Raw genomic sequence first — 25119 nt, forward strand, 5'->3', positions numbered from 1 at the left:
TGGGGAGAGTGAGGGTGAAGTGACGCCTAACGGTTGAACGCGTTCATCACGCGTTCGATGCCATCGGTGGTCCAGAGGCGCAGGGCCTCCTCGAAGGTCGGCAGCAGCGCGCGGGTCTCCGCGGCCTCGGCCTTCCCGAACTTGTCCAGCACATAGTCGGCGAGATCGCCGACACGCCGCTGCGGGTCCGTGGGACCCACGCCAACCCGCAGCCGCGCGTACTCCTGGCTCTTGAGATGCTGCTCGACGCTCTTGAGCCCGTTATGGCCACCCGCCGAGCCGCGGGCGCGGAACCGATAGGTCCCGGTGGCCAACTGCACTTCGTCCGAGATGACGAGCAGGTCGGTGGCTGCGGCCCAGAAGGGGCGCCGCAGGTACGGCTTGAGGACCTGCCCCGAGAGGTTCATGAAAGTGAGCGGCCTCACGAGCCGGACCTTCACGTTCCCGACGGAGCCCGAGGCGGTCATCGCCTCGCCGTCCTTGCGCCATCCGTCCAGCCGCCACGCGTCGGCGAGGTGGTCGACCACCCACCAGCCGACGTTGTGGCGTGTCTCGGCGTACTCCTGCCCGGGGTTCCCGAGCCCGAGGATGACTTTCATCGCAGGGCCGTGACCACGGGCAGGCCTGATTCCCGATTACTTCTTCTCGGCCTCGGCCTCGTCGGCCTTCGCCTTGCGGATGAGCTCCGGCTCGGCCGGGGCGTCGGCCGCCGGGGCGGCCTCGGCTTCGACCTTCGGCGCGGCGCAGACGCAGATCGTCGCGCCGGCGTCGGTGAGGAGCTCGACACCCTCGCCGAGCGCGATGTCGCTGACGTGGATCGAGTGGCCGATCGTGAGGCTGCTGACGTCCACGTTGTAGTGCGCCGGGATGTTCGACGGATCCACCGAGATCTCGATCTCGTGGAGGATGTGGTCGAGCAGGCCGCCGCCGACGCGCACGCCTTCCGGCGTGCCGACGAGGTGCACGGGCACCTTCACGGTGACCTTCTCGCCCGCCACGAGTTCCTGGAAGTCGACGTGGATGATCTGCTTCTTGAACGGATGGCGCTGGATCTCGCGGATCAGCGTGCGGGCCATCTTGCCGCCCGCGATCTCGAGCTCGATGACGGTGCTGGTGTACGGCACCTTCTCGAGGAGGAGCTGGAACTGGTGCGCGTCGAGCTCGAGGGCCTGCGGCTCACGCGCGTGGCCGTAGATGACCGCGGGGACCTTGCCGGCGGCGCGCAGCTTGCGGGCGACGCCCTTGCCGGTGGCGGAGCGGGTGGTAGCGGAGAATGAAGCGGTTGCCATGGTGGTGATGTCCTGCTGAGGGTCCTGGTCGCTACGTGGGTTCCCGGCGAAGTCCGGCCCGGCGGCGACCAACGGGGTACTGCAGTCGGGGGCTTACTCGAACAGCGAGGAGACGCTCTGGTCCGAGTGGGTGAAGCGAATCGCCTTGGCCATCAGCTCGCCGATGCCGAGCACGGCGAGCTTGTCGAAGCGCTTCGATTCCGGCAGCTGGATGGAATCGGTGACGGCGACCTCTTCGATTGGCGCCTTGCTGAGGCGCTCCACGGCAGGGCCGGAGAGCAGCGCGTGCGAGGCGCAGACGTAGATGTTGCGGGCGCCGAGGTCCTTGAGGGCCTTCGCGGCCTCGGAGACGGTGCCGGCGGTGTCGATCATGTCGTCGGCGAGCAAGCAGTCCTTGCCTTCGACTTCACCGACGACGTTGACGACTTCGGCCACGTTGGCCGTGGGGCGACGCTTGTCGATGATGGCCAGCGAGGCGTTGAGGCGCTTGGCGAAACCGCGGGCCATCTTGGCAGAGCCCACGTCCGGCGCGACGACGACGGGGTCGACGAGGCCTTTCTTGCGATAGTGCGCCGTGAAGACGGGCGCCGCGTAGAGGTGGTCGACCGGGATATCAAAAAATCCCTGGAGCTGGTGGAAGTGGAAATCCAGTCCAAGGATGCGGTCAGCGCCGGCACGGGCGATCATGTTCGCCATGAGCTTGGCGCCGATGGCCACGCGGGGCTGGTCCTTGCGGTCCTGCCGCGCGTAGCCGTAGTAGGGCATGACGCAGGTGATGCGGGCGGCGGAGGCGCGGCGGGCGGCGTCGATCAGGAGCAGCAGCTCCATGATGTTCTCCGCCGGCGTATTGGTCGGCTGGACGATGAACACGTCCGCGCCGCGGACATTTTCGTCGAGCCGCACGAACACCTCGCCGTCCGCGAAGCGCGAGACGGTCGCCTTGCAGAGCTCAACATCCAGCGACTTCGCAATGCTTTCCGCCAACGGGCGATTGGCATTGCCCGTCAGGATGCGAAAGCCGTGCACTGGGACTGCGAGTCCGTCCATCGGCGGAGAGGTGTAAGAGGCGGAAGGGACAGGAGATACGAGCGCCGCCGAGACTGGCCGGACAGCCTCGAAAGCTAGCCCGACCGGGGGGCGAATGGCAGGGGGGCGGGGCAGGGAGTTATGCTTCCGCACGATGAAAGGCATCCTCCTCGCCGGGGGCTCCGGGACTCGCCTCGCGCCGATGACGCAGGTGGTCTCCAAGCAGCTCCTGCCGCTCTACGACAAGCCGCTGGTCTACTACCCGCTGAGCACCCTCATGCTCGCGGGCATCCGCGAGATCCTCGTCATCGCGACGCCGCGCGACCTACCGCTGTTCCAGGCCCTGCTCGGCGACGGCTCGGGCTGGGGGCTGCGGCTTGACTACGTGGCGCAGGCCAAGCCGGAGGGCTTGGCCCAGGCGTTCGTGCTCGGGCGGGACTTCGTGGGCCGCGATGCGGTCACGTTGGCGCTGGGCGACAACCTGTTCTTCGGGGCCGGCTTCGGCGGGCAACTGCGCCAGGTGGCGGCGCGCGTGGCGACATCGGGCGGCGCGACGATCTTCGGGTATCGCGTCCGCGACCCGGAGCGCTACGGGGTGGCGGAGGTCGGCCCCGACGGGCGCGTGCGCTCGATCGAGGAGAAGCCGGCGCGGCCCAAGTCGTCGCTCGCGGTGACGGGCCTGTACTGCTACGACAACCGCGTGCTCGACATCGCGCGCGACCTCAAGAAGTCAGCGCGCGGCGAGTACGAGATCACCGACGTGAATGCGGCCTACCTCGCCCTCGGTGCGCTGCACCTCGAGACGCTGCAGCGCGGCATGGCGTGGCTGGACACGGGCACCGTGGCGGCGCTGCAGGACGCGGCGCGCTTCGTGGAGGCGATCGAGAGCCGGCAGGGGATGAAGATCGGCTGCCCGGAGGAGGTCGCGTACCGGATGGGCTTCATCGACGCGGCGCAGCTGCAGCGGCTGGCAGAGCCGCTGGCCACGAGTGAGTATGGCGCGTACCTGCGGCGCGTGGCCGCCGAGGCGCCGTGAGCGGCGTCGATCAGCTGGCCGGCCATGAGCCGGGGCGCTACACGCCGAAGGTGATTCTCGTGACGGGCGCGGCGGGCTTCATCGGGGCGAACGCCGTCGCCTGGCTGCTGCGCGAGCACCCGGACGTGCAGGTCGTGGCCTACGACGCGATGACCTACGCGGCGCACCCGCAGAGCCTGGCGATGGCGTCGCGGGGTGCGGCGGCGCGGTTCTTCTTCGTGCGCGGCGACGTGCGCGACGGGGACGTGTTCGCGACGGTGCTCGACGGCGCGGCGCGCGATGCACAGGGGCGCCCGATTCCCGCCGCCGACACGGTGTGGCACCTGGCGGCGGAATCGCACGTGGATCGCTCGATCCTCGGGCCCGGCGTGTTCGTCGATACCAACGTCATCGGCACGCAGCGCGTGCTGGATGCGGTGCGCAGCGCCCGCGATGCCGGTCGGGCGGTGCGGCTCGTGCACATCTCCACGGACGAGGTGTACGGCTCGCTCGGGCCGGGTGATGCCGCGTTCACCGAAGCGCATCCGCTCCTGCCGAGTTCGCCGTATGCGGCGAGCAAGGCGGCGTCGGACCTGCTGGTGCAAGCCTGGGCCCGCACGTACGGCCTCGATGCGGTCATCACGCGCTGCAGCAACAACTACGGGCCGTTCCAGTTTCCCGAGAAGTTGATCCCGCTGATGATCGTACGCGCGATGGCGCAGCAGCCGCTGCCGGTGTACGGCGACGGGCAGCAGGTGCGCGACTGGCTCTACGTCGAGGATCATGTGTCGGCGCTGTGGACGGTGACGCGCAGCGGCGTCGCGGGCGGGCGCGTGTTCAACATCGGGGCGCATGGCGAGCGCGCCAACCTCGACGTCGTGCGCGGCATCCTGCACGCGCTCGACCGTCCGGAGTCGCTGATCCAGCACGTGCAGGATCGCCCGGCGCATGATCGGCGCTACGCCATGGATGCGACCGCGTTGCGCGAGGCGACCGGCTGGGAAGCGCGGGTGCCGTTCCAGCACGGGCTCGAGGCGACCATCCGCTGGTATCGCGAGAACGCGGCTTGGTGGAAGGCGGTGCTGCCCGAGTCGCAGAAGGCCGCCGAGGCACTGTACCTGAAGGGCGCGCGATGACGGTCTTGCTGATTGGCGGTACGGGTATCCTCGGGACGGCGATGCGTGCGACGAGTCCGCAGGGTGTGACCGTGACGGCGCCGGGGCATGCGGGGCTCGATGTCACCGACGCGTCAGCCGTCGAGGCTGCGGTCGCCGCATCGCGACCGACGTGGATCCTCAATGCGGCCGCGTACACCGCGGTGGACGCGGCGGAGTCGCATGAGGCGGACGCCATGCGCCTGAACGCGGACGCGCCGGCGCACATCGGCGCGGCGGCGCGGCGGCACGGCGCGCGCGTGCTGCACGTGAGCACGGACTACGTGTTCGGCGGTGTGGGGACGCGGCCGTGGCGGGAGGATGATCCGGTGGCGCCGCTCTCGGTGTACGGACGCACGAAGCTCGAGGGCGAGCGTCGCTTGCAGGCCAGCGGTGCCGAGGCCGTCATCGTCCGGACGGCGTGGCTCTACGGCGAGACGGGCAAGAGCTTCCCGCGCACGATGTGGGAGCGGGCGACCCAAGGGCTGGCCTCACGCGTCGTGGCCGACCAGCACGGGGCCCCGACTAATGCGCGCGATCTGGCGCAGTGGTGCTGGGCGCTGGTGGCGCGTGATGCGCGCGGCGTGGTCCACGCGAGCAATGCCGGGCAGTGCACGTGGGCGGATGTGGCGGAGCGGGTGTACGCGGCCGCGGGGAAGCCGGGCTTGGTGACGCGCGTGACGAGCGAGGAGTATCTGGTGCCGGCGCCGCGTCCGCGGTACTCGGTGCTCGATGGCACGCGGCTCGAGAGTTTGCTCGGCGCGCCGCGGCGCGCCTGGGAGCCGGCGTTGGATGAGTTCCTGGCTGACCTCAAGCGGCGGAGCGCGGCGTGAACGTACGCGTGGAGACAACGGGGATCCCCGACTTGGTGCTCGCGCACCTGCGCGAGTTCCCGGACCCGCGCGGCGCCTTCCGCGAACTGTTCCGTGCGGAGCATTTCGCGGCCGCCGGGCTGCCGACGACGATTGCGCAGATCAATGGCAGCATCTCGTCGCGCGGCGTGGTGCGCGGGCTGCATTTCCAATGGGAGCCGGCGCAGGCCAAGGCGATGCGCGTGGTGCGCGGCCGCGCGTTCATCGTGGCGGTGGATGTGCGGGCGGGCGCGCCGACGTTCGGGCGCGCGTGGTGGCGCGAGTGCAGCGCCGGCGAACCGTTGTGGGTGTGCGCCCCCGCGGGATTCGCGCGTGGCTTCCAGGCGCTGGAAGACGTGACCGAAGTGGAGTACCTCTGCACGGCGCCGTACAACCCGAAGGCCGAGGGGGGCATCCGCTGGGACGATCCGGCGCTGGGCATCCCGTGGCCGATTCCGGCGGCGGAACTCTCCGACAAAGACCGCGCGGCCCCGACGCTGGCCGAATGGCGCGCGGGGCCGCACGGAACGGTGTTCACGGCCTGAGCTGCCGCTCGCATTGCCCCTGGTGGATTCGAACCACCATTCTCGGATCCAAAGACCGATGTCCTGCCATTGGACGAAGGGGCAGCAGGAGCGCGAAAGTTAATCGAGCAGTTTGACCGGCGCGACGCTGGTGAGGCTGCGGGTGTGGACGAGTCGCGTGTCGGCGGGCAGTGCCGGTTCCTGCGCGAGGCGGCGGTCGAACACACCGAACGCGGTGGATCCCGACCCGCTCATGCGTGCGATCCTCGCGCCGGCGGTGCGGAACGCGTCCACGCACTGCCCGATCGCTGCGTGCCGCGCGACGACGACGGCTTCGAGGTCGTTGACGGCGAGCGGCACGAGCCGATCCCAGCGGTCGAGGTCATCCAGCGTGATCGGTGCCGGCGCGCGCAGCGGTTGCCCTGCCGTTGCATCGGCGTACCAGCTGAACGCGGCCTTTGTTTCGACGCCGAAGGGCGGGAGCGCCAGCAGGATCTCGCGGGCGGGCAGCGGGCGCAGCGCGAGGAGTCGCTCGCCGCGGCCGAAGCCGAGCGCGAAGGGCGCGTCCATCGTGAGAAACGGCACGTCGGCGCCGAGGCGGAGCGCGACCGTGTTCAGCACGTCGGCGGCCAGCGGCTTGGGGGCGAGGGCGTTCAACGCGCGCAGCACGGCGCCTGCGTCGGCACTGCCACCGCCCAGGCCACCGCCGGCGGGAATCCGCTTGTCGATGCTGATGTGAAAGCCGGTCGGCCAACCCGCCGCTTCGGTGAACGCGACCGCCGCGCGGTACGCGAGGTTCTGGTCCTGCGGCAACGCCAAGCCGGGGCAGTGCAGTTCGCGCTGCGTGGTGTCGGTGGCGACGCGCACGGTGTCGGCGAGGTCGATGCGCAGGAACAGCGACTCGAGCTGGTGATAGCCGCTGGCTTCGCGGGCGAGCACGCAGAGGCGCAGGTTCACCTTCGCTTGCGCGTCGACGCTGGCGGCGGTCGCACTCATGCGGAGGTCTCCCCGGATGCCCCGCGGAGATCGCGGAAGTGGAGGTCGAGCCGGGCGAAGTACCAGGCGCCGATCACCGTGATGGGCACGAAGGAGAGGAGATGGAATCCGATCGCCCAGCTCACGGCACTCGCATCGCTCACGGCGTACAGCGCGAGCCCGGCCTTGCCTGCCAGCTCGAACGGCCCGAAGAACCCCGGCGACGAGGGAATCGCCACGCCGATGGCGATGAGTCCCTGCACGAAGAACGCGGCGGAGAGCGGTGCCTCGAGCCCGAGCGCGAGAAAGCCGAGGTAGAAGGCGAGCGCATTGCACACCCAGTGGAGGATGGCCCACCAGAGCACTTCGAGCGCGAGTCGCGGCTGCCGCAGCACGCCGACGCCGGCCGCGAAGCCCTCGAGCAGGCCGCGGACCTTCGGGGCGAGCTTCGGGGCGAGGGCACCGACGAGGCGGTCCGAGACGCCGAAGCACCAGGCGGGCGCATACGCGAGCAGGGCCAGCGCGACGAAGACCGCGCCGAGTGCGAGCGACATCGTCGCTGCGATGCTCCAGGCCGTGGCGCCGAAGATCCTGCCGTCGACGGGAAAGCGCGGATCGAAGGTCGCGGCGACCATCATCGCGAGGACGACGACGCCATCGAACAGCCGATCCACGGCGAGTGAGGCGAACGCACCGGAGAACCGGACCTCGGACCGCTCGCGCGTGAGCGCGAAGGCGCGTGCGAGCTCACCGGCGCGGGCGGGCACCACGTTGTTGACCATCATGCCGATCGCGGTCGCGCGCCACAGCGGGCCCAGCGGCAGTCGCCCCACGCTGGGGGCGAGCAACGCCTGCCAGCGGCGCGCGCGCAGCGGGAAGATCGCGGTGGCGGTCACCGTGCAGGCGATCCACAACGTCACGCTCGACGACGAGAGCACGCCCCAGACTTCGTGGAAGTCCACGTCGCCGAGCGTGTACCAGAGCAGCAGTATGCTGAGCGCAATCCCGAGCAGGGCGCGCCAATCGAGCTTCACGCGGCCTACTCCGCCGCCGCGAGCTGCAGCAGGTCGTAGAGCTCCGCCAGCGTGTCGGCGTCGGGCACCGCGCCGGCGCGCTTGAGCGACTCGCCCAGCGTGAGCGCGCGCTGCAGCGCATCCTTGCCGCGGAAGAGGAGATCCTCGATCGGGATCACGTCGTCTTCCGCACCGACGAGCGGCTCGGCGAAGGTGCTGCTCCCGAGGCCCGCGAGGCCGGAGAGGCCTTGGGACAGCAGGGACTTGAGGGCGGCACCGGAGGGGGCGCTGCCCGTGCCGAGGGTCGGCGCCGCACTCGGTGCGGCCGCGGGGGTGACGAAACGCGGAGCGACGGGCGCAGCGGGCGTCGCGGCGACGGGCGTCGCCGGCTTCTGCGCTGCGAGGGGCGTCACGCCGCGGCTCAGCAGTTCGCTGAGGGACACGAACTGCGGTGCCATGGCCTCCGGCGCCGCATCCGCGGCGGAGAGCAGCATGGCGGCGCGGTCGAGCACGTCGAGCGCCGGCTGCTCCAGCGCCGCGGCGCCGCGCTCGGCGGCCAAGAACAGGTTCGCGATCTCGACCGCGGCAAAGCTCTGCGCCGCGCGGGCGAGGGCGCGCACCGCGCCGCGCAGCTCGCGCCCGAGGCGATCGCGCGTGGCGGCGTCCTGCGCGTGGTTGCCCTCGTGCACGAGGCGACGCAGGTGTTCCGCCTGGCTCACGACCTCAAGGCGGAATCGATGCGCCGCCGTGGTCGGCGGATTGTTGGCCGGCTGGACGGCCTCGCCGTCCATGAGCAGCGACGCGATCGGCACGACATCGTCGCCGTCGGCGTTGCCGCCGGCCAGCGCGCCGGCCGCGAGCGTGAACTCCTGTAGCGCCGGCGAGTCGGCGGGCGGGCGATTGCCGAGGCGCACGGCGTCGCCGCCTTCGAGCAGCACGCGCGCCGCGGTGCGGAAGACGCGTCGGCGCTCGGCCGTGGCGTCTTCGTGGCCGAGTTCGATGGGTTTCGCGACGGCGTCCACGGTGTCGACGACTTCGCCGAGCGGCGGGAGGTCCTTGAGGGCTGCCACGCCGCGCAGGGCGCGCAGCTTGTCCATCACGCGCGTGAAGTGCTCGGCGCCGCCGGGATTCTCGGCGTACTCGAGGAGGGCGGCGGCGGCATCGGCCGTGGCACCGGCGAGGAACTCGCTGGGCGAGCGGCGGGCCGAGGCGCCTTCGCGCTGCGGTGCGACGCGCTCGAGTTCCGCCACGCGTGCGGCGACCCGCGCGTCCTCGGCGGCGCCCCAGGTGCGGACGCCGCGAATCAGGATCTTGGCGTCGTCGATCGCGCTGATGGCGACGCCACGTGTGCCGGCGTCCCAGCCGAGGGAGCCGTCCTTGACCTGCTTGGCGAGGCGTTCGAGGCCGGCGGCGAGCGCGGCGATGCCGGTGACCTTCGCCATCGTGGCGGCGCCGCGCAGCCCCCGCAGGGCGCGGGCAAAGGCGTCGGCGTCCGGAGGGGCGGCGGACGCGCGCGACGCGAGGCCGTCGAGCTGTTCGACGTACTCGCTGGCTTCGAGGGTGAAGAAGTCGAGCAACCCGCCGGTCATCGCAGCTCCTTATTGATGGCGGGTAAAGTGCGATGGCGTCGGGGGGCGGGTCAACGGGGCCGCGCCGCGTCCATCGCGGCGCGCATCGCGCGCACCGCGGCGTCGAGGCCGACGAACACCGCATGGCTGACGATGGCGTGGCCGATGTTGAGCTCTTCGCACTCGGGGATCGCCGCGACGGGGCCGACGTTCTCGAGCGTGAGGCCGTGGCCGGCGTGGACGGCGAGGCCGAGGCCCTTGGCTTCGACCGCCGCCTGCCGCAGGGCGGCGAGATGCGCGGGCACCTCGGGGTGGTGGCAGTAGCGGCCGGTGTGCAGTTCGATGGCCGGCACCTTGAGGTCGGCCGCGCGGGCGATCTGGCGCAGGTCGGGGTCGATGAACAGCGAGGTGCGGATGCCGGCCGCGTGCAGGTTCTCGAGGCAGGTCATCAGGCGCGTCGGATCGGCGAAGAGGTCGAGGCCGCCTTCGGTGGTGATCTCGGCACGGCGCTCCGGCACGAGCGTGACCTGCTTCGGCTTGATGCGCAGCGCGATGAGCGTCATCTCGGGCGTCGCGGCCATCTCGAGGTTCATCGGCGTGCGCAGGGACGTTGCGAGGGCCTCCACGTCTGCGTCTTGGATATGCCGCCGGTCTTCGCGCAGGTGCACCGTGATGCCGTCCGCGCCGGCGTCCTCGCAGATGCGGGCCGCCGCGACGGGATCGGGGTAGGAGGCCCGGCGCGCCTGCCGCAGCGTGGCCACGTGGTCGATGTTGATGTAGAGGCGCTGGTACATGGGCCGGGTTGAACCTTTACGAGAATCGGGAGTGCGAATCGTGAGACGTCTGGGAATCGCAATGCTGCTGGTACTGACGGCGGCCGGCTGCCGCGCGAAGGCCGTGGGCTCGGGCTCCGGTGGCGCCGACTCGGCGCAGATGGCAGTCGTCGAGTTCCTGAATGCCGCGCGCGCCCAGGATCTGCAGGGCATCTCGGCGTACTGGGGCAACGAGGACTCGCCGACCCGGGACCGCGTGGAGCGTCAGGAACTCGAGCGCCGGCTGATGATCATGGCCTGCCACCTGCGCCACGATGAATCTCGCATCGGACCGCCGCAACAGGGAGAGGCTGGGCGCACGGTGTTCAGCGTGCAGCTGACGCGCGGCCCCCGGACGGCGACGCTGCCGTTCACGACCGTGAAGAACCGGCGCAACGGCAAGTGGTACGTGGAGGACCTCGACCTGCGCCCCGCGCGCGAGATCTGCAACGCCGAGCCGGTGTCGCGCCCGCAGGCGCGTCCGTAGCCGCGCCCGCGGTCCCCTAGTACTCCGAGAGTTCGACCAGCACCCCGGCCGTGGACTTGGGGTGCAGGAAGGCGATGCGCTTGCCTTCCGCCCCGATGCGGGGCGTCTCGTCGATGAGCTGGATGCCGTGCGCCTTGCAGCGCGCGAGCATGCCATCGAGGTCGTCCACGGCGAAACAAATGTGATGGATGCCGGGCCCCCGCTTGGCGAGGAACTTCCCGATGGGGGAGTCGGATTTCTCTGGCTGGAGCAGCTCCACGAGCGACTCGCCGGCGGCGACGGCCTTGATGCGCGCGCCGTCGGCGTCATCGAGCGGCGTCTCGGGCATGCCGAGGATATCGCGGTAGAACGGCAGGATGGCGTCGAGCGATTCGACGGCGATGCCGAGATGGGCGATGCGTGTGCCGCGCGGCGTGGGGTTGGTCATTTACGAAGGCGGGTCCGGAGGGGGCGCACTTTCGGGCGATTGCCGCTAACATTACTCAGGCATCCGCGCAGGTGTCAGCGGATGCGGGACCCTAGGGGAGATCCGATGTCGAAGACGGTGAATGTGACCGACGATTCGTTCGCGAACGAAGTCGAGCAGCATAAGGGCCTGGCGGTGGTGGACTTCTGGGCGACGTGGTGCGGCCCCTGCCGCATGATCGCGCCGATCCTCGAGCAGCTCAGCGTGGAGTTCGACGGCCGCGTGAAGGTGACGAAGCTCGACGTGGACGCGAACCAGAAGACGGCGATGCGCTTCCAGGTGCGGTCGATCCCCACGCTGCTGTTCTTCAAGGACGGCAAGCTGGTGGACCAGGTGATCGGCGCGGTGCCGAAGCCGGCCTTGGCGGCGAAGTTCGAGCAGCACGCCGCGTAACGGCATCCCGTCCGGATGCCCCCGGTCCGCGACGCCATACGATATCCCGCCAAGCGGGTCCTGCTGCAACGGACTCGCTTGGCGTACGTGCATCTACGCAACCTCCTGACCGACGCCAAGCGTGACCGGTCGGCGCGTGTGTCGGGGTACGTGGCGGTGTGGATGCCGGAAGAGCTGCTGGTGCTCTACCTCGAAGAGGGCGAGGTGGTGACGGCGACGTCGAGCGCGGATGGGCAGCGCTTCGCACCGATCGCCATCAGCGAAGCGATCGGGCGCGTGCCCACCGCCGCCGAGTACGGCAGCATCTGCTTCCACGAGGCCAGTGACGAGCAGGTGGATTACATGTACGCGACGCAGACCGGGCAGCCGCTCGCGCTGCCGCGCGAACTGGTGCCGGGCGATGCCTCGGCCCTGCTGGCGTACCTCGACGGGACGATGCACGACGGCGCGCTCGAGGTGATCGCCGACGGGGCGGTGAACTACGTGGCGCTCGACGGCGGCCGCCCGACGCGCGGCTACTTCGTGGATCCGCGACCTGGCGATGTCGGCGCCCACCTCCGCACGCTGCTCGAAGGGCGTATCCTCGCCGCGCCCCCGACGGTGCGCCTCTGGGGCAAGCCCGCGGCACTGCCGCACCAAGCCTCTCCGGCGCTCATCCAGGCGTACCGCGAGTTGATCGGCGCGCTGACGGCACGCCTCCGCGAGGCGGGCAAGACGTCGGCCGCGGAGATCACCGAGGGCGCGCGCCGCGCGCTGGTGCTCAAGCATCCGACGCTCGAGCGGTTTTCGCCGAGCCTGCCGACGACCAAGGATCCGGTGACGGACGCGCAGACGCTCACCAAGGCGATCGCGTCGTGGACGGCGGACATCCTCTGGGCGGCCTGCCCGGACGACACGACGCCGGAGCAGTTGCTGCACGACCTCACGGTGTCGCGACGGCACGTGTTCCAGGCGGCGGGGCTGTTCGATGCCCTGCCGTGGAAGGTGAAGTGGTGAGCGCCGCAGGCGCGACCACGCCGGGCACCCTGTACATCGTCTCCACCCCGATCGGGAACCTCGGCGACTTCGCCCCGCGGGCAGCGGAGGTGCTGCGGAGCGTGGATGCCATCCTCGCCGAGGATACGCGGCACACGCGCGCGCTCTGCGAGCGCTTCGAGATCCGCACGCCGCTGGTGGCGTACCACGACCACAACGAAGCGCAGGCGACGCCGGGGTTGGTGCGGCGGATGACCGACGGCGCGTCGTTCGCGCTGGTCAGCGACGCGGGGACGCCGTTGGTCTCGGACCCTGGCACCCGCCTCGTGCGGGCGGCGATCGAGGCGGGCGTGCCGGTCGTGCCGGTGCCGGGCCCTTCGGCGGTGCTGGCCGCGTTGGCCGGGGCCGGACTGCCGACGGACCGCTTCACGTTCTTCGGCTTCCTGCCGCGGAAGGGCGGCGACCGCACCCGCACGCTGGGCGAGCTGCTGGCGCTGCGGCACACCGCCGTGCTCTACGAGGCGCCCAACCGCCTGGCCCAGACGCTGGCCGACTTGGTGGCGGCGGGCGCGGGGGAGCGGGCAACGGTCGTCGCGCGGGAACTGACCAAGCAGTACGAGGAGTTCCGGCGCGGAACGGTCGCGGAGCTCGCTGCGTACTATCACGACCACGAACCGCGAGGGGAGATCGTGCTCGTGCTGGCCGGTGCGCCCGACGATGTGCTACCAGAGGCTGCCTTGGAGGCGCGCGCGGCTGCGCTGCGCGCCGAGGGCAAGGGCGCGCGCGAGATCCAACAGGCGCTGCTGGCGGCGGGCGCCTCGCGCAACGTGGCGTACCGTTTGGCGCACGAGGCCTGATGCGCAGGACGCGGCGGTTCGGGATGGCGCTGCTCGGCGTCGCGCTGCTCGCCGCGACGCCGGCGGTGGCGTCATCGCCGAGTGCCGCGACGACGCGCCTGAGCGTCGCACGGCTGCAGTACGACGGCGACGACTGGTATGCCAATCCGTCGGCATTGCCGAACCTGATCAAGGCGCTGCGCGCGCGGACCACACTCGACGTGGAGCCGCAGGAAGTGCGCCTCACGCTGAGCGATGAGCGCATCTGGGATCATCCGTTCCTGTACCTCACCGGGCACGGGCAGGTACGGTTTACCGACGCCGAGGTGGCGCGGCTGCGGCAGTACTTGCTGCAGGGTGGCTTTCTGCATGCCGACGACAACTACGGCCTCGATGCCGCGTTCCGTCGCGAGATCGCGCGGGTGTTTCCCGACCGCGAGCTCGTGGACGTGCCGCTGGACCATCCGATCTATCGCATCGTCTATGCGTTTCCGCAGGGCGTGCCGAAGATCCACGAGCACGACGGCAAGCCGCCGCGCGGCTACGGCATCTTCATCGGCGATAGGCTCGCGGTGTACTACACGCATGAAGCCGACCTCGGGAACGGCTGGGAGGACGTCGGCACGTACCCTGAGGATCCGCCGGAGCTGCATGAGCAAGCGCTGCGTATGGGCGTGAACCTATACGTGTACGCCGTCACGAGCGGGGTGGGGCGATGAGCGCGCTGCGGGTCGTGCACGACGAAGTGCGCCGGCTGCGCCTGCGTGCGGCGGTGGCGGGCGCCTTGTTGCCGGTGGCAGTGTTCGTCGGCGCGCTCACGACGTTCGCGCGCCTGCTCTCGGACGGCGCGTGGCTGAGCCTGCCACGGGTGCTCCCGCTGTTCGCGTGGCTGGTGGCCTTCGCCGCGGCGGTCGCGTTGGGGCGCTACCTGCAGCGCCGGTTGACGGCGCGCAGCGCGCCGATGGCGGTGGCGTCGGCTATCGAGGTGGAGCAGGGGCTGCGCCGCGGCTCGCTGGTCGGCGTGCTCGAGGTCGAAGGCAGTGGCGTGTTCGCGGACTATGCCATCGCGCAGTCCGATGCGCGCTTGGCGTCCGAGGCCACGCGGCCGGCGCCGAAGCTGCGCCAACGGCTGCAGCGCGCCGCCTTGTTGGCGGGTATCGCCTTTGCTCAGGTGTTCGTGCTCGCGACGAGCTCGTATGCGACGCGGCCGGACGGTTGGCGCGCGTTGCTCAACCCGCTGGATGCCTGGCGCGGCGCGTTGGTGGAGCCGCTGCGCTTTGCCGACATGCCGACGCGCGTGCAGCGCGGCGAGAATCTCGCGCTGGAGATCGCGGCGCCTGGCCGTCGTGACGTGCAGTTCCGCTGGCGCAGCCGCGGCGAGGGCTGGCGCGAGGAAACGTTGCCGGTGGATGCCACGGGCCGGGCCGTGGCAACGCTCGCTGACGTGAGCGCCGAGCTCGCGGTGGTGGTATCCGACGGGCGCGCCGGACGTGATTCCGCGCTCATCGCGGTTGTGGACCGTCCGTTCGTGGGTGACGTCGAGGTGCTGGCGCGTTACCCAGGCTACCTGCGGCGGGGCGACGAGCGCCTCGGCGCGGACGCGCCAATCCGCGTGCCTGCCGGAACGCGGCTCGAACTCGCGGCGCGCGCGTCGACCCCGGTCGCCACGGCATCGCTATCGGTCGACGCCGTCGATGTCGCCCTCCGCGTGGACGGCCAGCGGGTCACGGGAAGCTTCGTACCGCAGCGCTCGGCGCAGTACGCGTGGCGGGTCGAGGGCGCGACCCAGCGCATCGAGGATCTTCCCCCGGCGCTCGATATCGAGGTCGTCGCGGACTCACTGCCGCGCGTGGAGATCCTCACCCCGACGGGCGAGCGCATGGTGGACGCGCAGGACGTGCTGGCGCTGGAGCTGCTCGCGCAGGACGACTACGGGCTGCGCGACGTGGCGCTGCGCCTGCAACGCGTGGGCGAGGATGCACCGTTCGCGACCGTCGCGCTCGATGCCGCCGAGGACGCGATCTGGAGCGGGGTGTACACGTTGCGGCTCGCGCCCGCAGGCCTCGAGCCCGGTCAGACCCTGGAAGTGACGCTCGCCGCGCGTGACGCAGCGCCGGGGAATCGCTTGGCGATCAGCACGCCGCTGCGTCTGCGCGTGCCGACGGCCAACGAAGCGCGCGCGGCGGCCGATGCCGCGGCGGACGCTGCAGTGGCCGCCGCGGATGCCGCCGCGAAGGCGCAGGCCGAGCTCGCCGAGCGCACGGCGCTCGCGGCGCGCCAACGCGGGGACCGTGGCGCCGAGAGCTCGGTGAACGACCCGCGCGCGGCGCAGCAGCAGCCGGGGCAAGCCCAGGGGCAGGCGCCCAACCCGGCGAGCGATCCGAACGCGCCGCGCGAAGCGCTCGGCTACGAGGGCGCGGAGCGGGCGCGCGAGATCGCGCAGGAACAGCAGGCCCTGCGCGAGCAGGTGCAGCGCCTCGAAGATGCCGCGCGCAATCTCGAGGACCGCCTGCGCCAGGCCGGCGCCTTGGATACGAACCTCCAGCGGCAGCTCGCCGAGGCGCAGCGCATGATGCGCGAGGCGATGACGCCCGAGATGCAGGCGGCGATGCAGCAACTCGAGAGCGCGACGCAGCAGCTCGACGGCGCACGGACGCGGCAGTCGCTGCAGCAGCTGGCGCAGCAACAGCAGCGCATGCGCGAGCAGTTGGAGCGCAGCGCCGAGATGCTGCGGCGTGCGGCGCTCGAGGGGCAGATGCAGACGCTGGCCGACCGCGGCAACGAGCTCGCGCAACAGCAGCGGGCCATGGCCGACAGCGCCGCTGCGCGGCCGCCCTCGCGCGACCAGGCGCAGCAGATGCAGCAGCAATCGCAGGACCTCGCGCGGCAGGCGCAGCAGCTCGCCGAGCGCTTGCAGCAGGCGCAGGCCGAGGCGGGTGCGGAGCGCATGCAGCGGGCGGCGGATCAGGCGCAGCAGGCGGCGAACGCCATGCAGGACGCGGCGCAGCAGCAACAGGGACAGCAAGGGCAGCAGGGTCAGCGCGCCGCGCAGGAGGCGGCGGAACGCGCCGCCGATGCCATGCAAGGCGCCGCGCGGGATCTCTCGCAGGCCCGCGAGCAGCAGGTCGGCGAGTGGAAGGCCGAGCTCACGAACGCGCTGGACCGCTCCGTGCAGGAGATGATGCAGCTGGCGCGCGAGCAGGATCAGTTGGCCCAGCAGGCGCGCGAGAACAACGCCGCGCCGGGGCTGCGCGGCCAGCAGTCGGCGCTGCAGCAAGGTGTGCAGACGGCGCAGGAGCGCCTGGCGGAAGAGTCGAAGAAGTCGGCGCTGGTCTCGCAGCGGTCGCAGGAGCTCATGCAGCGCGCGGAGCAGCGGGCGGCCGCGGCGGCGCGCGAAGCGGCGGCGGGGCGCGGCGGCCAGACGGAGCAGGCGATGCGCGAGGCGGCCGACGCGCTGCGGCAGGCGGCGGCACAGCTCACGCGTGACCGCGAGCGCGCAGGCAGCAGCGCGTCGGCGACGGGCGTGGCCGAGATGCTGCGGCAGATGCAGGAGCTCGCGCGGCAGCAGGGCGGCTTGAACGCGCAGATGCAGAGCATCATGCCGTCGATGCAGCAGCAGTCCGGGCAGCAGGGGCAGGCGGAGGCGGCACGGGCGCAGGCGCGGCAGATGGCGCGGGCGCAGCGCGAGGTGGCGCGGCAGCTCGACGAGATCAGCGACGCCGACCCGACCGGCAAGGCGCAGGAGCTCGCGCGCGAGGCGCGAGTGCTCGCCGCCGCGCTGGACCAAGGCGCCTTCGATCCCTCGACCAGGACGCGGCAGGAGCAGTTGCTGCGGCGCATGCTCGACGCGGGACGCTCGCTGGAGAATGACCAGCGGGATGAATCGTCGCGGCGCGAGGCGCGTGCGGCGCGGACCACGGAACGCGTGCGCGCCGAGGGCCCGAGCAGCGGTGCGGCGGCGGAGCGCTACCGCGTGCCGTCGTGGGATGAACTGCGCGGGCTGAGTCCGGAGGACCGGCGCATCGTCATCGAGTACTTCCGGCGCCTGAATGCGGAGCCGCGGCCGTGATGCGACGCGTGCTGGATCTCGTGCAGCCGTGCGTGACGATCGGTGCTGTGCTCGCGATGGCGGCGCTGCCGGTCGCGGCGCAGTCGCGCCCGCTGGGGAACCCGACCGCACCGTTGATCGCACGCGCGATCGACCACGAGAATGGCGGCCGCTACGACCAGGCGCGCGACGCGTGGCTCGAGGTGCTGCGTGCCGGCGCGGCGATTCCCGCGGTGCTCGGCCTCGAGCGCGTGTACACGATGACCAGCGATGAGGACTTGCTCCTGCCGCTGCTCGATTCGTTGGTGCCGCTCACGCCCGCGGACGCGCAGCTGCGCGGCGCGCAGTTGCGCGTGCTGGTGGTGACTGGCCGCGACTCCGCGGCGGCCGTGGCGTTCCAGCAGTGGCGCGACCTGCGTCCCCGCGAGGTGACGCCATACCGCGACTACGCGCGCATCCTGCTCTACAACAGCCGCCCGCAGTCGGCGGACTCGGTGCTGGCCGAAGCGGCCAGCGTGCTCAGCGGTACGCGGGAGCTCTTGCTCGAAGTCGCCCAGCTGCGCGCCGCACTCGGGCGATGGGATGAAGCCGCCGTGGCGTGGCGCGAGACCATGCGCGATCAGGCGTACTATGAAGCGGGCGCGGTATTCTCGCTCTCGCAGGCGCCGCTGGACGCGCGGGACGCGGTGCGCGCCGGCCTGCGCGCCGAGTCGCCGCCGATGGGCGCGTACCAGACGCTGAGCCAACTCGAGCTCGGCTGGGGCGCGCCGCTCGCCGGCTGGCAGGTGATCAAGGACCTGCCGGTGTCCGATACGGTCGTGTACGTGTGGAATCAGTTTGCCGAAGAGGCGGAGCGCGTGCAGGCGTGGTCGGCGGCGCGCGATGCGCTGGTGGCGGTGCACGCGGCGCGGCGCAGTCGCGGGCTGCAGGACCGCGCGGTAGCCGAACGCGGCGCGACGGCAGCGCTCAAGGCGAATGATGCCGAGACGGCGATTCGCCTGGCCCGCGCCGCCCGTGTGCCGACGGAGGCGCCACGCGCCGAGCTGATCGGCATCGAACTCGAAGCCTTGGCGCGTCTCGGGCGTGCGGCGGAGGCCGAGCGGGTGCTCGCCGATGCCGCCCCGCAACTCGGCGGCCAGGCGCGCGGGTTCGCGCGGAGCATCGCGTGGGCGTGGATTCGCGCCGGTGACGTCGCGCGGGCGCGTGCGGTGCTCGCCGACGGCCCGCTGGATGCCGACGACGCGGTGAGTGGCTGGCTCGCGCTGTACGACGGCGACTTGGTGACCGCACGACGCGCGCTGCGCTACGGCGATGTCGCGGCCACCGATGCCGTGGCAGCACTGTCGTTGCTCTCGCGCACGCGCGCGGAGCGCTCGCCGACGGTGGGGGCGGCCTTCTTGGCGTTGGCCCGGCAGGACTCGACGGCGGCCGTGGCGGCGATGCTGCGTGCGGCGGAGGAGCTGAGTGACGCGGCGCCGTTGCTGGTGACGATGGCGGCGCGCGTGGAGATGGCGCGCGGCGCCGACGCGCGGGCGATCCCGCTGTGGACCCGCGTGGTGACGGCGTACGCGCAGTCGCCGGAAGCGGCAGAGGCGCGTCTGGAGTGGGGGCGGGCGCTCAAGCGCCGCGGCGACGTGCGGGCGGCGCGCGAACAATTCGAGACGATGATCATCGATTATCCGGGGTCCGCGCTGGTACCGCAGGCGCGGCGTGAGTTAGACGCGTTGCCGCCGACGCGGGCGGAGGAGTCGGCGTGCTGAATCGACTGCTCGGGTTGGCCCTTTGCCTCGCGCTGCCGTTGCGCGCACAGCATCTGCTCGTGCCGATGGACGACGCGCAGTCGAACCACCTGAAGGCCTATGGGCTCACCTTCGGCGCGCTCACCGACGGCGTGCGCAGCGAGTGGCTGCTCAACTTCCGCGGCGGGAGCTTCCTGCTGCCGGACCTCCCGGGCCTGCGGCGCGCGGCGTTGCTCGCTGGCGTGGCCACGGAGCCCATCGACGATGCGCGCCTCGTGGACATCCGCCGGCAGATCGCCGATGGCAACATGGACGCCGTGCCGCTCGACAAGGCACCGCGCATCGCCGTGTACACGCCGCCGCAGTCCATGCCCTGGGACGACGCCGTCACGCTGGCGCTCACCTACGCAGGCATCCCGTACACCAACATCTTCGACGACGACGTGCTGAGCACGGACCTGTCGCAGTTCGACTGGATCCACCTGCATCACGAGGACTTCACGGGGCAGCAGCACAAGCTCTACCTCGGCTTCCGCGATGCGCCGTGGTTCCAGCAGGCCCGGGACCGCGACCTGCAGATGGCGCGTAAGCACAACCTGCCGGACGTGCCGACGCTCAAGAAGACCGTCGCCGACCGCCTGCGCGGCTTCGTGGACCGCGGCGGCTTCCTCTTCGCCATGTGCGGCGCGACGGAGACCATCGAGCTGGCGATCGCCGCGCTGAACGTGGACATCGCGGGGGGCAGCACCGACGGCACGCCGATGGACGCCGACGCCGACAGCAAGATGGCCTGGGACCGCACCTTCGCGACGGAGAACGCGCGGCTGGAGTTCGGCGCGGGCGTGAATGCGATGAGTGACATCGACGGGCACCAGGTGAACGTGCCGTCGCGGCGGCAGCCGCTGGGGACGTTCACGCTCTTCGGCTTCTCGGCCAAGTTCGATCCCGTGGCGACGATGCTGGTGCAGAACCACCGCAACGTGCTGCGCGACTACTACGGCGTTACGACCTCGTTCACGCGGCGCACGCTCAAGTCCAGCGTTACGGTGCTCGCGCACGAGGAGGGCGCACCATGGGTGAAGTACATCCACGGCGGCTACGGGCGCGGCTCGTTCACGTATCTGGGCGGGCATGATCCCGAGGATCCGCAGCACGCGATCGGGGCGCCGCCCACGGACCTCGCGCTGCATCCCAATTCGCCGGGCTATCGGCTGATCCTCAACAACGTGTTGTTCCCGGCTGCGCGGAAGCGGCCACTCAAGACGTGAGCGGCGAGCCCGGGCGTCTCGCGCCCGGTGCTGCCGCGGCGATTCGTTCTGCCATCCGGCTCGCGGGCGGGCGCGAAGTCTGCTTCGTCTGCACGATCAACGACGCGGGCGTCGTGCAGACGGCGCGCGTGGCGGCCCGCGGTGACGTCTCCAGCGTGCTCGCGCTGCCGGGCTTCGCGAATCGCGGCGAGCTGCTGGTGCACAACCACCCCAGCGGCCTGCTGGAGCCCAGCGACGCGGATCTCGTGGTCGCGGCCAAGATGCACGACGACGGCATCGGCTTCGCGATCGTCGACAATGACGCCGCGCGGCTCTACGTGGTGGTCGAGGTGCCGCGCCCCAAGGAGCCCGCGCATCTCGAACCCGGCGACGTGGCGGGCGCGCTCGGGCCCGAGGGACCGATCGCCGCTAAGCTCGGGCGCTACGAAGACCGCCCCAGCCAGCGCGAGATGGCGCGGTTGATCGCACAGCTCTTCCAGCGCGGCGGCGTGGGGCTCATCGAGGCGGGCACGGGCGTCGGCAAGTCGCTGGGGTATCTCGTGCCGGCGCTGCGCTGGGCCGCTGCGAGCGGCGAGCGCACGGTCGTGAGCACCAACACCATCACGCTGCAGGAGCAGCTCTTCGGCAAGGACCTGCCGTTCCTGAAGGGCGCGCTGAAGGATCAGCAGGTGCGCTTCGCGCTGCTCAAGGGTTGGAAGAACTACCTCTGCCTGCTGCGGCTAGAGCAGGCGCGCGGGCAGGCGCAGGTGCTGTTCGAGGACGACGCCTCCGCCGAGCTCGGCATGCTCGAGGACTGGGCACAGAAGACACAGGACGGCTCGCTGGCCGACCTTCCCGTGGAACCGCGCCACGAGGTGTGGGACGAAGTCGCGGCTGAGGGCGATCTGTGCACGCGGCTCAAGTGCCCGCATTTCGAACAATGCTTCGTGTTCAAGGCACGTCGCGCCGCCGCGCAGGCGGACGTGGTGGTGGTGAACCATCACCTGCTGATGGCGGACATCGCCGTGCGCCGCGCGAGCGGACGCTGGGACGAAGCCGCGGTGCTGCCGGCCTACAAGCGCCTGGTGATCGACGAGGGCCATCACCTCGAGGACGCGGCGGCCGCGCACTTGGGGCAGCAGGTGTCGCGACGCGGCTTGGAGCGCCTGTTCTCGCGGCTCGAGCGCCGCGGCAAGGGATTGCTGCCGGCGCTCGAGAAGAAGCTCGCGTCGGGCAAGGACCTGTACTCGATTGCGAGCCTGGACCTGTTGCGGGCGCGGCTCGTGCCGTCGCTGCAAACGGCGCGCGAGAAGAGCGCACTGCTCTGCGACCTGCTCACCGAGTGGTTGAAGGGCCGCAACGAGAGCATGGTGCGGCTTACCGACCAGTTCGAAGAGGAGTCGGTCTGGCAGGCGGGGCTCACCGTCGCGCTCGATGACCTGCTGGCCGAAGTCGAGTTGCTCGGCGATGGCCTGCGCATGGTGCGCGAGCGCTTGGAGTCGGACGAGGCGAAAGCCGAGGAACTCGCGCCGCTGCTGAACGAAGTGCGCGGCGTGACGCGGCGCCTACAGACGGCGGGCGATGCCTTGCGCGCGGCGCTGCGGCCTGGACGCGAGGGGCAGCCACGCGTGCGCTGGCTCGAACTGCGGGGCGGGGAACGCAACGTGGGTGCGACGGCGGTGCCGCTGGACCTCGCGCCGATCCTGCGTGAGGACCTGTTCCGCCGCGTGGAGACGGCGATCGTGACGAGTGCGACGCTCGCCGTCGGGGACGGCTTCGACTTCATCACGCGGCGGCTCGGGCTTGATGACGAGGAACTCGAGCCGGTGACGGCGTCGTTGGCCTCGCCGTTCGACTACCCGCGGCAGTCGATGCTGCTCATTCCCAGCGACTTCCCGCCGCCGAACACCGACGGCGCGAACCACTTCAAGCGCACGATGGGCGCCGCGCAGGATCTCATCACCGCGGCGAAGGGCGGGGTGTTCGTGCTCTTCACCAGCCACCGCGACGTGCGTGAGGCGGCAACCGTCCTGCGCGCCGCGGGTGTCGAAGGACGATACCCGCTGCTCGTGCACGGGGAGGCCCCGCGCGATGAGTTGCTGCGGCGCTTCCGTGAGCACGGCGACGCGGTGTTGCTGGGGACGGCGAGCTTCTGGGAAGGCGTGGACGTGCCGGGCCGCGCGCTGCGCGGGATGATCATCGCGAAGATCCCGTTCCGCGTGCCGACCGAGCCGATGACCGCCGCGCAGTGCGAGGCGATCGAGGCGGCGGGCGGCGATGCTTTCGCCGAGTACATGATCCCGCACGCGGCCCTGCGGCTCAAGCAAGGCTTCGGGCGGCTCATCCGGACGGCATCCGACCGCGGGGCGGTGATCATCTGCGATCCGCGGGTCGTCACGAAAGGCTACGGTCGGCGTCTCACGGAAGGGCTGCCCCCGGCCACGCGGCTGCAGGGCCCCTGGGCGGTGCTGCGCGATGAGTTGAACGCCTTCTACGAGACACATTCCCCCACCTAGCGGGGTAGATTGCGATGATGACCCGACCCTCCAAGATCGTCTGCGCCGGACGCAACTACCGCGAGCATGCCAAGGAACTCGGCAACGAGGTCCCGACGGCCCCGCTCATCTTCCTCAAGCCGGCGTCGAGCGTCATCGACGGCGGTGCGGCCATCGTGCTGCCCAAGGACGCCGGGCGCGTGGACTTCGAGGGCGAGATCGGCGTGGTGATCGGCACGCGGCTCTCGCGCGCGACGCGCGAGCAGGCCGCCGCCGCGGTGCGCGGCATCGTCGCGGTGAACGACGTCTCGGCGCGCGACTGGCAGAAGGGCGATGGCCAGTGGTGGCGGGCGAAGGGGTCCGACACGTTCTGCCCGATCGGACCGGAGCGGCAGGGAACGGTGAACCTGCACGACCTCACCGTCGTGACGCGCGTGAATGGCGAGGAGTGCCAGCGCGGGGGCGCCAGCGAAATGGTGTTCCCGATCGATGAGCTGTTGAGCTACATCTCGCAGCGCATGACGCTCGAGCCCGGCGACGTGGTGGCGACGGGCACGCCGGCTGGCGTGAAGGCGCTCAAGGCCGGCGATGTGGTCGAGGTGGAAGTGCTGGGGTGGAGCAAGGTGTCGAATCCGGTGGTGGACGAGGCGTGACGAAGCGCCGCGGCATCCAGCTGCTGCCGACGCGGCGCTCGGGCGATGCCCGGGTGTCGGCGACTGCGCTGGTGCTGCAGGTGGTCTTGCTCGCCATCGTCGTGCCGTCGTTCCTGGTGCCGGTGGCCTACGACTGGCTGCGTGACGACTCGGGCCGCGCGATCGTGCCGGAGCAGATTCGGTTCGAGGTGGTGCTGCCGACGGGCGGCGAGCCGAACCGCGAGGCGCCGCGCGACGGCGGCGATGGCCGGGCGGTGGATGAGACGCAGCCGCCGGAGCCGGCCGTGATCCCGCCGCTGGTCGCACCGTCTGGGGTGCCGAGCGGCGTGCCGTCTGCTCCCGCGGATGCGGCGCCGCGCAGCGGGGGCGGCTATGGCGACATCATCGGCGACGGCGGTCCGATTCGCGGCCTCCGGCCGACCTACACCGACCAGCGGCTCTGGGTGACGCCTGGCTCCGTGGTCGCCGCGCCGATCGTGCCGCTGAATCGCGCCGACACGCTCCGCCTGATGCTGGAGCGGGGCATCGAGGCCTATGTCGATGCCATGGGCGATGACGATCAAGGGCGCCGTCCGGGTGATTGGACGTTCAACCTCGGCGGCAAGAAGTGGGGCGTGGACCAAGGCATGATCCGCCTCGGCAACTTCTCGCTGCCCACGCCGGTGCTGGCGTTGCTGCCGCTCAACAACGTGCAGGCAAATCCCATCGCCGCCGAGCGCGCGCGGCGCCTCGACGCGATGCGCAGCGAGATCGTGCAGCAGGCGGCGCGGCAGATGCGCGACGATGAGTTCGACCTCGCGGTGAAGGCGCTGCGCGAGCGTCGTGAGAAGGAGCGGCAGGCGATGCGCGCCGCGCAGGACGCGCAGCGGAACGCGCCGCCGCAGCCCGCAGACCCCGCGCGGCCCTAGCGCGCGTCGTCGCGGTCGGCGTCGTCTTCGCGCGACGCGATGCTGCGCAGGACGAGACCGGCGGGGCCGAGGACCGTGAAATCCTCGCCGTCGTGCAGCTCGAGGTCGGGGACGCCGGGCGCGGGGGCCAGCAACACCAGCGTGCTGCCGCGGCGGATCATCAGGCGCACGAGTATGCGCGTCCCGCGGCGCACGACCACGGGCGCGTCGTCGCCGGCGCGTGCGGTGGGTGCCACGAGGACCAGGTCACCCTCGCGAATCGCATGGCGTGGCGCGTCCTCGGCGTTGGTGCGCACGAAGAACGCATCGTCACTGGGCAGCAGCTGACGGTCGAGCGTGAAATGCTGTTCGGTGACCGGGCGTCCGTCGCCGCCGTATTGCACGAGCGGCACGGGCTGCGTGCCGACGCCGCCGGCGAAGCCTTCGAGCACCACACCGCGCGAGCGGCCCGGGACACGCCGCACGTAGCCTTTCGCGGCGAGTGCGTCGAGCAGCGTCGTGACCGTGCGCGTGGAGGGAATGCGGAAGTGCCGCGCGATCTCGCGCACGCTCGGCTGGAACGTGTGCGTCGCGACGTGATCGATCAGGAAGTGCCAGACCTGCCGTTCGACCGGCGTGAGGGGCGCGCGAGGCCGGTCCATCGTG

The 25119-nt window shown here is 71.2% G+C and carries 24 protein-coding genes and 1 tRNA gene; 15 read left to right on the forward strand and 10 right to left on the reverse strand.

The window, feature by feature from the left end:
• Window positions 1-26 precede the first annotated feature (26 nt).
• The 3 genes from pth to Strain318_RS05200 all read right to left on the reverse strand — a co-directional run bounded on the left by pth (window position 27) and on the right by Strain318_RS05200 (window position 2336).
• Window positions 27-599, reverse strand: coding sequence for an aminoacyl-tRNA hydrolase (gene pth / locus Strain318_RS05190; protein ID WP_367887458.1), 573 nt, complete (start codon window positions 597-599; stop codon window positions 27-29).
• Window positions 600-635: 36 nt separating this feature from the next.
• On the reverse strand, window positions 636-1289 hold the full coding sequence (locus Strain318_RS05195) for a 50S ribosomal protein L25/general stress protein Ctc (protein ID WP_367887459.1): 654 nt from the start codon (window positions 1287-1289) through the stop codon (window positions 636-638).
• A 93-nt stretch (window positions 1290-1382) separates the two neighbouring features.
• Window positions 1383-2336, reverse strand: a complete 954-nt coding sequence (locus Strain318_RS05200) for a ribose-phosphate diphosphokinase (protein ID WP_367887460.1) — start codon at window positions 2334-2336, stop codon at window positions 1383-1385.
• 133 nt (window positions 2337-2469) lie between these two features.
• Between Strain318_RS05200 and rfbA the strand changes: the two genes are divergently transcribed.
• The 4 genes from rfbA to rfbC are packed head-to-tail and all read left to right on the forward strand — an operon-like array spanning window position 2470 to window position 5880.
• On the forward strand, window positions 2470-3351 hold the full coding sequence (rfbA, locus tag Strain318_RS05205) for a glucose-1-phosphate thymidylyltransferase RfbA (RefSeq protein ID WP_367887461.1): 882 nt from the start codon (window positions 2470-2472) through the stop codon (window positions 3349-3351).
• Entirely contained in the window at window positions 3348-4466 is a 1119-nt protein-coding gene (rfbB, locus tag Strain318_RS05210; protein ID WP_367887462.1) for a dTDP-glucose 4,6-dehydratase, read from the forward strand. The genes rfbA and rfbB overlap by 4 nt, the downstream gene beginning before the upstream one ends.
• A complete protein-coding gene (rfbD, locus tag Strain318_RS05215) occupies window positions 4463-5317 on the forward strand; it encodes a dTDP-4-dehydrorhamnose reductase (RefSeq protein ID WP_367887463.1) in 855 nt (284 codons plus the stop codon). Before rfbB ends, rfbD begins: the two co-directional genes overlap by 4 nt.
• Window positions 5314-5880, forward strand: coding sequence for a dTDP-4-dehydrorhamnose 3,5-epimerase (gene rfbC / locus Strain318_RS05220; protein ID WP_367887464.1), 567 nt, complete (start codon window positions 5314-5316; stop codon window positions 5878-5880). Before rfbD ends, rfbC begins: the two co-directional genes overlap by 4 nt.
• Before the next feature lie 13 nt (window positions 5881-5893).
• On the opposite strand, the gene Strain318_RS05225 is transcribed toward rfbC, so the two are convergent.
• From Strain318_RS05225 to Strain318_RS05245, 5 genes are all read right to left on the reverse strand, one after another.
• A tRNA-Gln gene (locus Strain318_RS05225) sits at window positions 5894-5964 on the reverse strand.
• A gap of 15 nt (window positions 5965-5979) precedes the next feature.
• Window positions 5980-6855 (reverse strand): 4-(cytidine 5'-diphospho)-2-C-methyl-D-erythritol kinase, encoded by an 876-nt coding sequence (gene ispE, locus Strain318_RS05230; protein WP_367887465.1) that lies wholly within the window; start codon window positions 6853-6855, stop codon window positions 5980-5982.
• Complete coding sequence (locus Strain318_RS05235; RefSeq protein WP_367887466.1) at window positions 6852-7868, reverse strand: lysylphosphatidylglycerol synthase transmembrane domain-containing protein; 1017 nt, start codon at window positions 7866-7868, stop codon at window positions 6852-6854. Before Strain318_RS05235 ends, ispE begins: the two co-directional genes overlap by 4 nt.
• 5 nt (window positions 7869-7873) lie before the next feature.
• Window positions 7874-9436 (reverse strand): hypothetical protein, encoded by a 1563-nt coding sequence (locus Strain318_RS05240; protein WP_367887467.1) that lies wholly within the window; start codon window positions 9434-9436, stop codon window positions 7874-7876.
• 50 nt (window positions 9437-9486) lie between these two features.
• Window positions 9487-10209, reverse strand: coding sequence for a pyridoxine 5'-phosphate synthase (locus Strain318_RS05245; protein ID WP_367887468.1), 723 nt, complete (start codon window positions 10207-10209; stop codon window positions 9487-9489).
• Window positions 10210-10270: 61 nt separating this feature from the next.
• On the opposite strand from Strain318_RS05245, the gene Strain318_RS05250 reads away from it, so the two are divergent.
• Window positions 10271-10714, forward strand: coding sequence for a hypothetical protein (locus tag Strain318_RS05250; protein WP_367887469.1), 444 nt, complete (start codon window positions 10271-10273; stop codon window positions 10712-10714).
• A 16-nt stretch (window positions 10715-10730) separates the two neighbouring features.
• Here Strain318_RS05250 and mce read toward each other — a convergent pair whose 3' ends face one another.
• Window positions 10731-11141 carry a methylmalonyl-CoA epimerase gene (gene mce / locus Strain318_RS05255; protein ID WP_367887470.1) on the reverse strand — a complete coding sequence of 137 codons (411 nt, stop codon included), beginning with the start codon at window positions 11139-11141 and terminating at the stop codon, window positions 10731-10733.
• 105 nt (window positions 11142-11246) lie between these two features.
• Between mce and trxA the strand changes: the two genes are divergently transcribed.
• The 10 genes from trxA (at window position 11247) to Strain318_RS05305 (ending at window position 24474) form a co-directional block, all read left to right on the forward strand.
• On the forward strand, window positions 11247-11573 hold the full coding sequence (trxA, locus tag Strain318_RS05260) for a thioredoxin (protein WP_367887471.1): 327 nt from the start codon (window positions 11247-11249) through the stop codon (window positions 11571-11573).
• 87 nt (window positions 11574-11660) lie between these two features.
• Entirely contained in the window at window positions 11661-12569 is a 909-nt protein-coding gene (locus Strain318_RS05265; protein ID WP_367887472.1) for a hypothetical protein, read from the forward strand.
• Complete coding sequence (rsmI, locus tag Strain318_RS05270) at window positions 12566-13405, forward strand: 16S rRNA (cytidine(1402)-2'-O)-methyltransferase (RefSeq protein ID WP_367887473.1); 840 nt, start codon at window positions 12566-12568, stop codon at window positions 13403-13405. The genes Strain318_RS05265 and rsmI overlap by 4 nt, the downstream gene beginning before the upstream one ends.
• On the forward strand, window positions 13405-14103 hold the full coding sequence (locus Strain318_RS05275; protein WP_367887474.1) for a DUF4159 domain-containing protein: 699 nt from the start codon (window positions 13405-13407) through the stop codon (window positions 14101-14103). The genes rsmI and Strain318_RS05275 overlap by 1 nt, the downstream gene beginning before the upstream one ends.
• Window positions 14100-17453, forward strand: a complete 3354-nt coding sequence (locus Strain318_RS05280) for a hypothetical protein (protein ID WP_367887475.1) — start codon at window positions 14100-14102, stop codon at window positions 17451-17453. Before Strain318_RS05275 ends, Strain318_RS05280 begins: the two co-directional genes overlap by 4 nt.
• Entirely contained in the window at window positions 17453-19192 is a 1740-nt protein-coding gene (locus Strain318_RS05285; RefSeq protein ID WP_367887476.1) for a hypothetical protein, read from the forward strand. Before Strain318_RS05280 ends, Strain318_RS05285 begins: the two co-directional genes overlap by 1 nt.
• Window positions 19186-20439, forward strand: a complete 1254-nt coding sequence (locus Strain318_RS05290; protein ID WP_367887477.1) for an asparagine synthetase B — start codon at window positions 19186-19188, stop codon at window positions 20437-20439. Before Strain318_RS05285 ends, Strain318_RS05290 begins: the two co-directional genes overlap by 7 nt.
• On the forward strand, window positions 20436-22934 hold the full coding sequence (locus Strain318_RS05295) for a helicase C-terminal domain-containing protein (protein ID WP_367887478.1): 2499 nt from the start codon (window positions 20436-20438) through the stop codon (window positions 22932-22934). Before Strain318_RS05290 ends, Strain318_RS05295 begins: the two co-directional genes overlap by 4 nt.
• Window positions 22935-22948: 14 nt before the next feature.
• Complete coding sequence (locus Strain318_RS05300) at window positions 22949-23566, forward strand: fumarylacetoacetate hydrolase family protein (RefSeq protein ID WP_367887479.1); 618 nt, start codon at window positions 22949-22951, stop codon at window positions 23564-23566.
• Window positions 23563-24474, forward strand: a complete 912-nt coding sequence (locus tag Strain318_RS05305; protein WP_367887480.1) for a hypothetical protein — start codon at window positions 23563-23565, stop codon at window positions 24472-24474. The genes Strain318_RS05300 and Strain318_RS05305 overlap by 4 nt, the downstream gene beginning before the upstream one ends.
• Here the strand turns inward: Strain318_RS05305 and Strain318_RS05310 are convergent.
• Window positions 24471-25115 carry a LexA family protein gene (locus Strain318_RS05310; RefSeq protein WP_367887481.1) on the reverse strand — a complete coding sequence of 215 codons (645 nt, stop codon included), beginning with the start codon at window positions 25113-25115 and terminating at the stop codon, window positions 24471-24473. The genes Strain318_RS05305 and Strain318_RS05310 overlap by 4 nt on opposite strands.
• Window positions 25116-25119: the final 4 nt, after the last annotated feature.

This window comes from Pseudogemmatithrix spongiicola, assembly GCF_030623445.1.
Classification (GTDB): Bacteria; Gemmatimonadota; Gemmatimonadetes; order Gemmatimonadales; family Gemmatimonadaceae; genus Pseudogemmatithrix; species Pseudogemmatithrix spongiicola.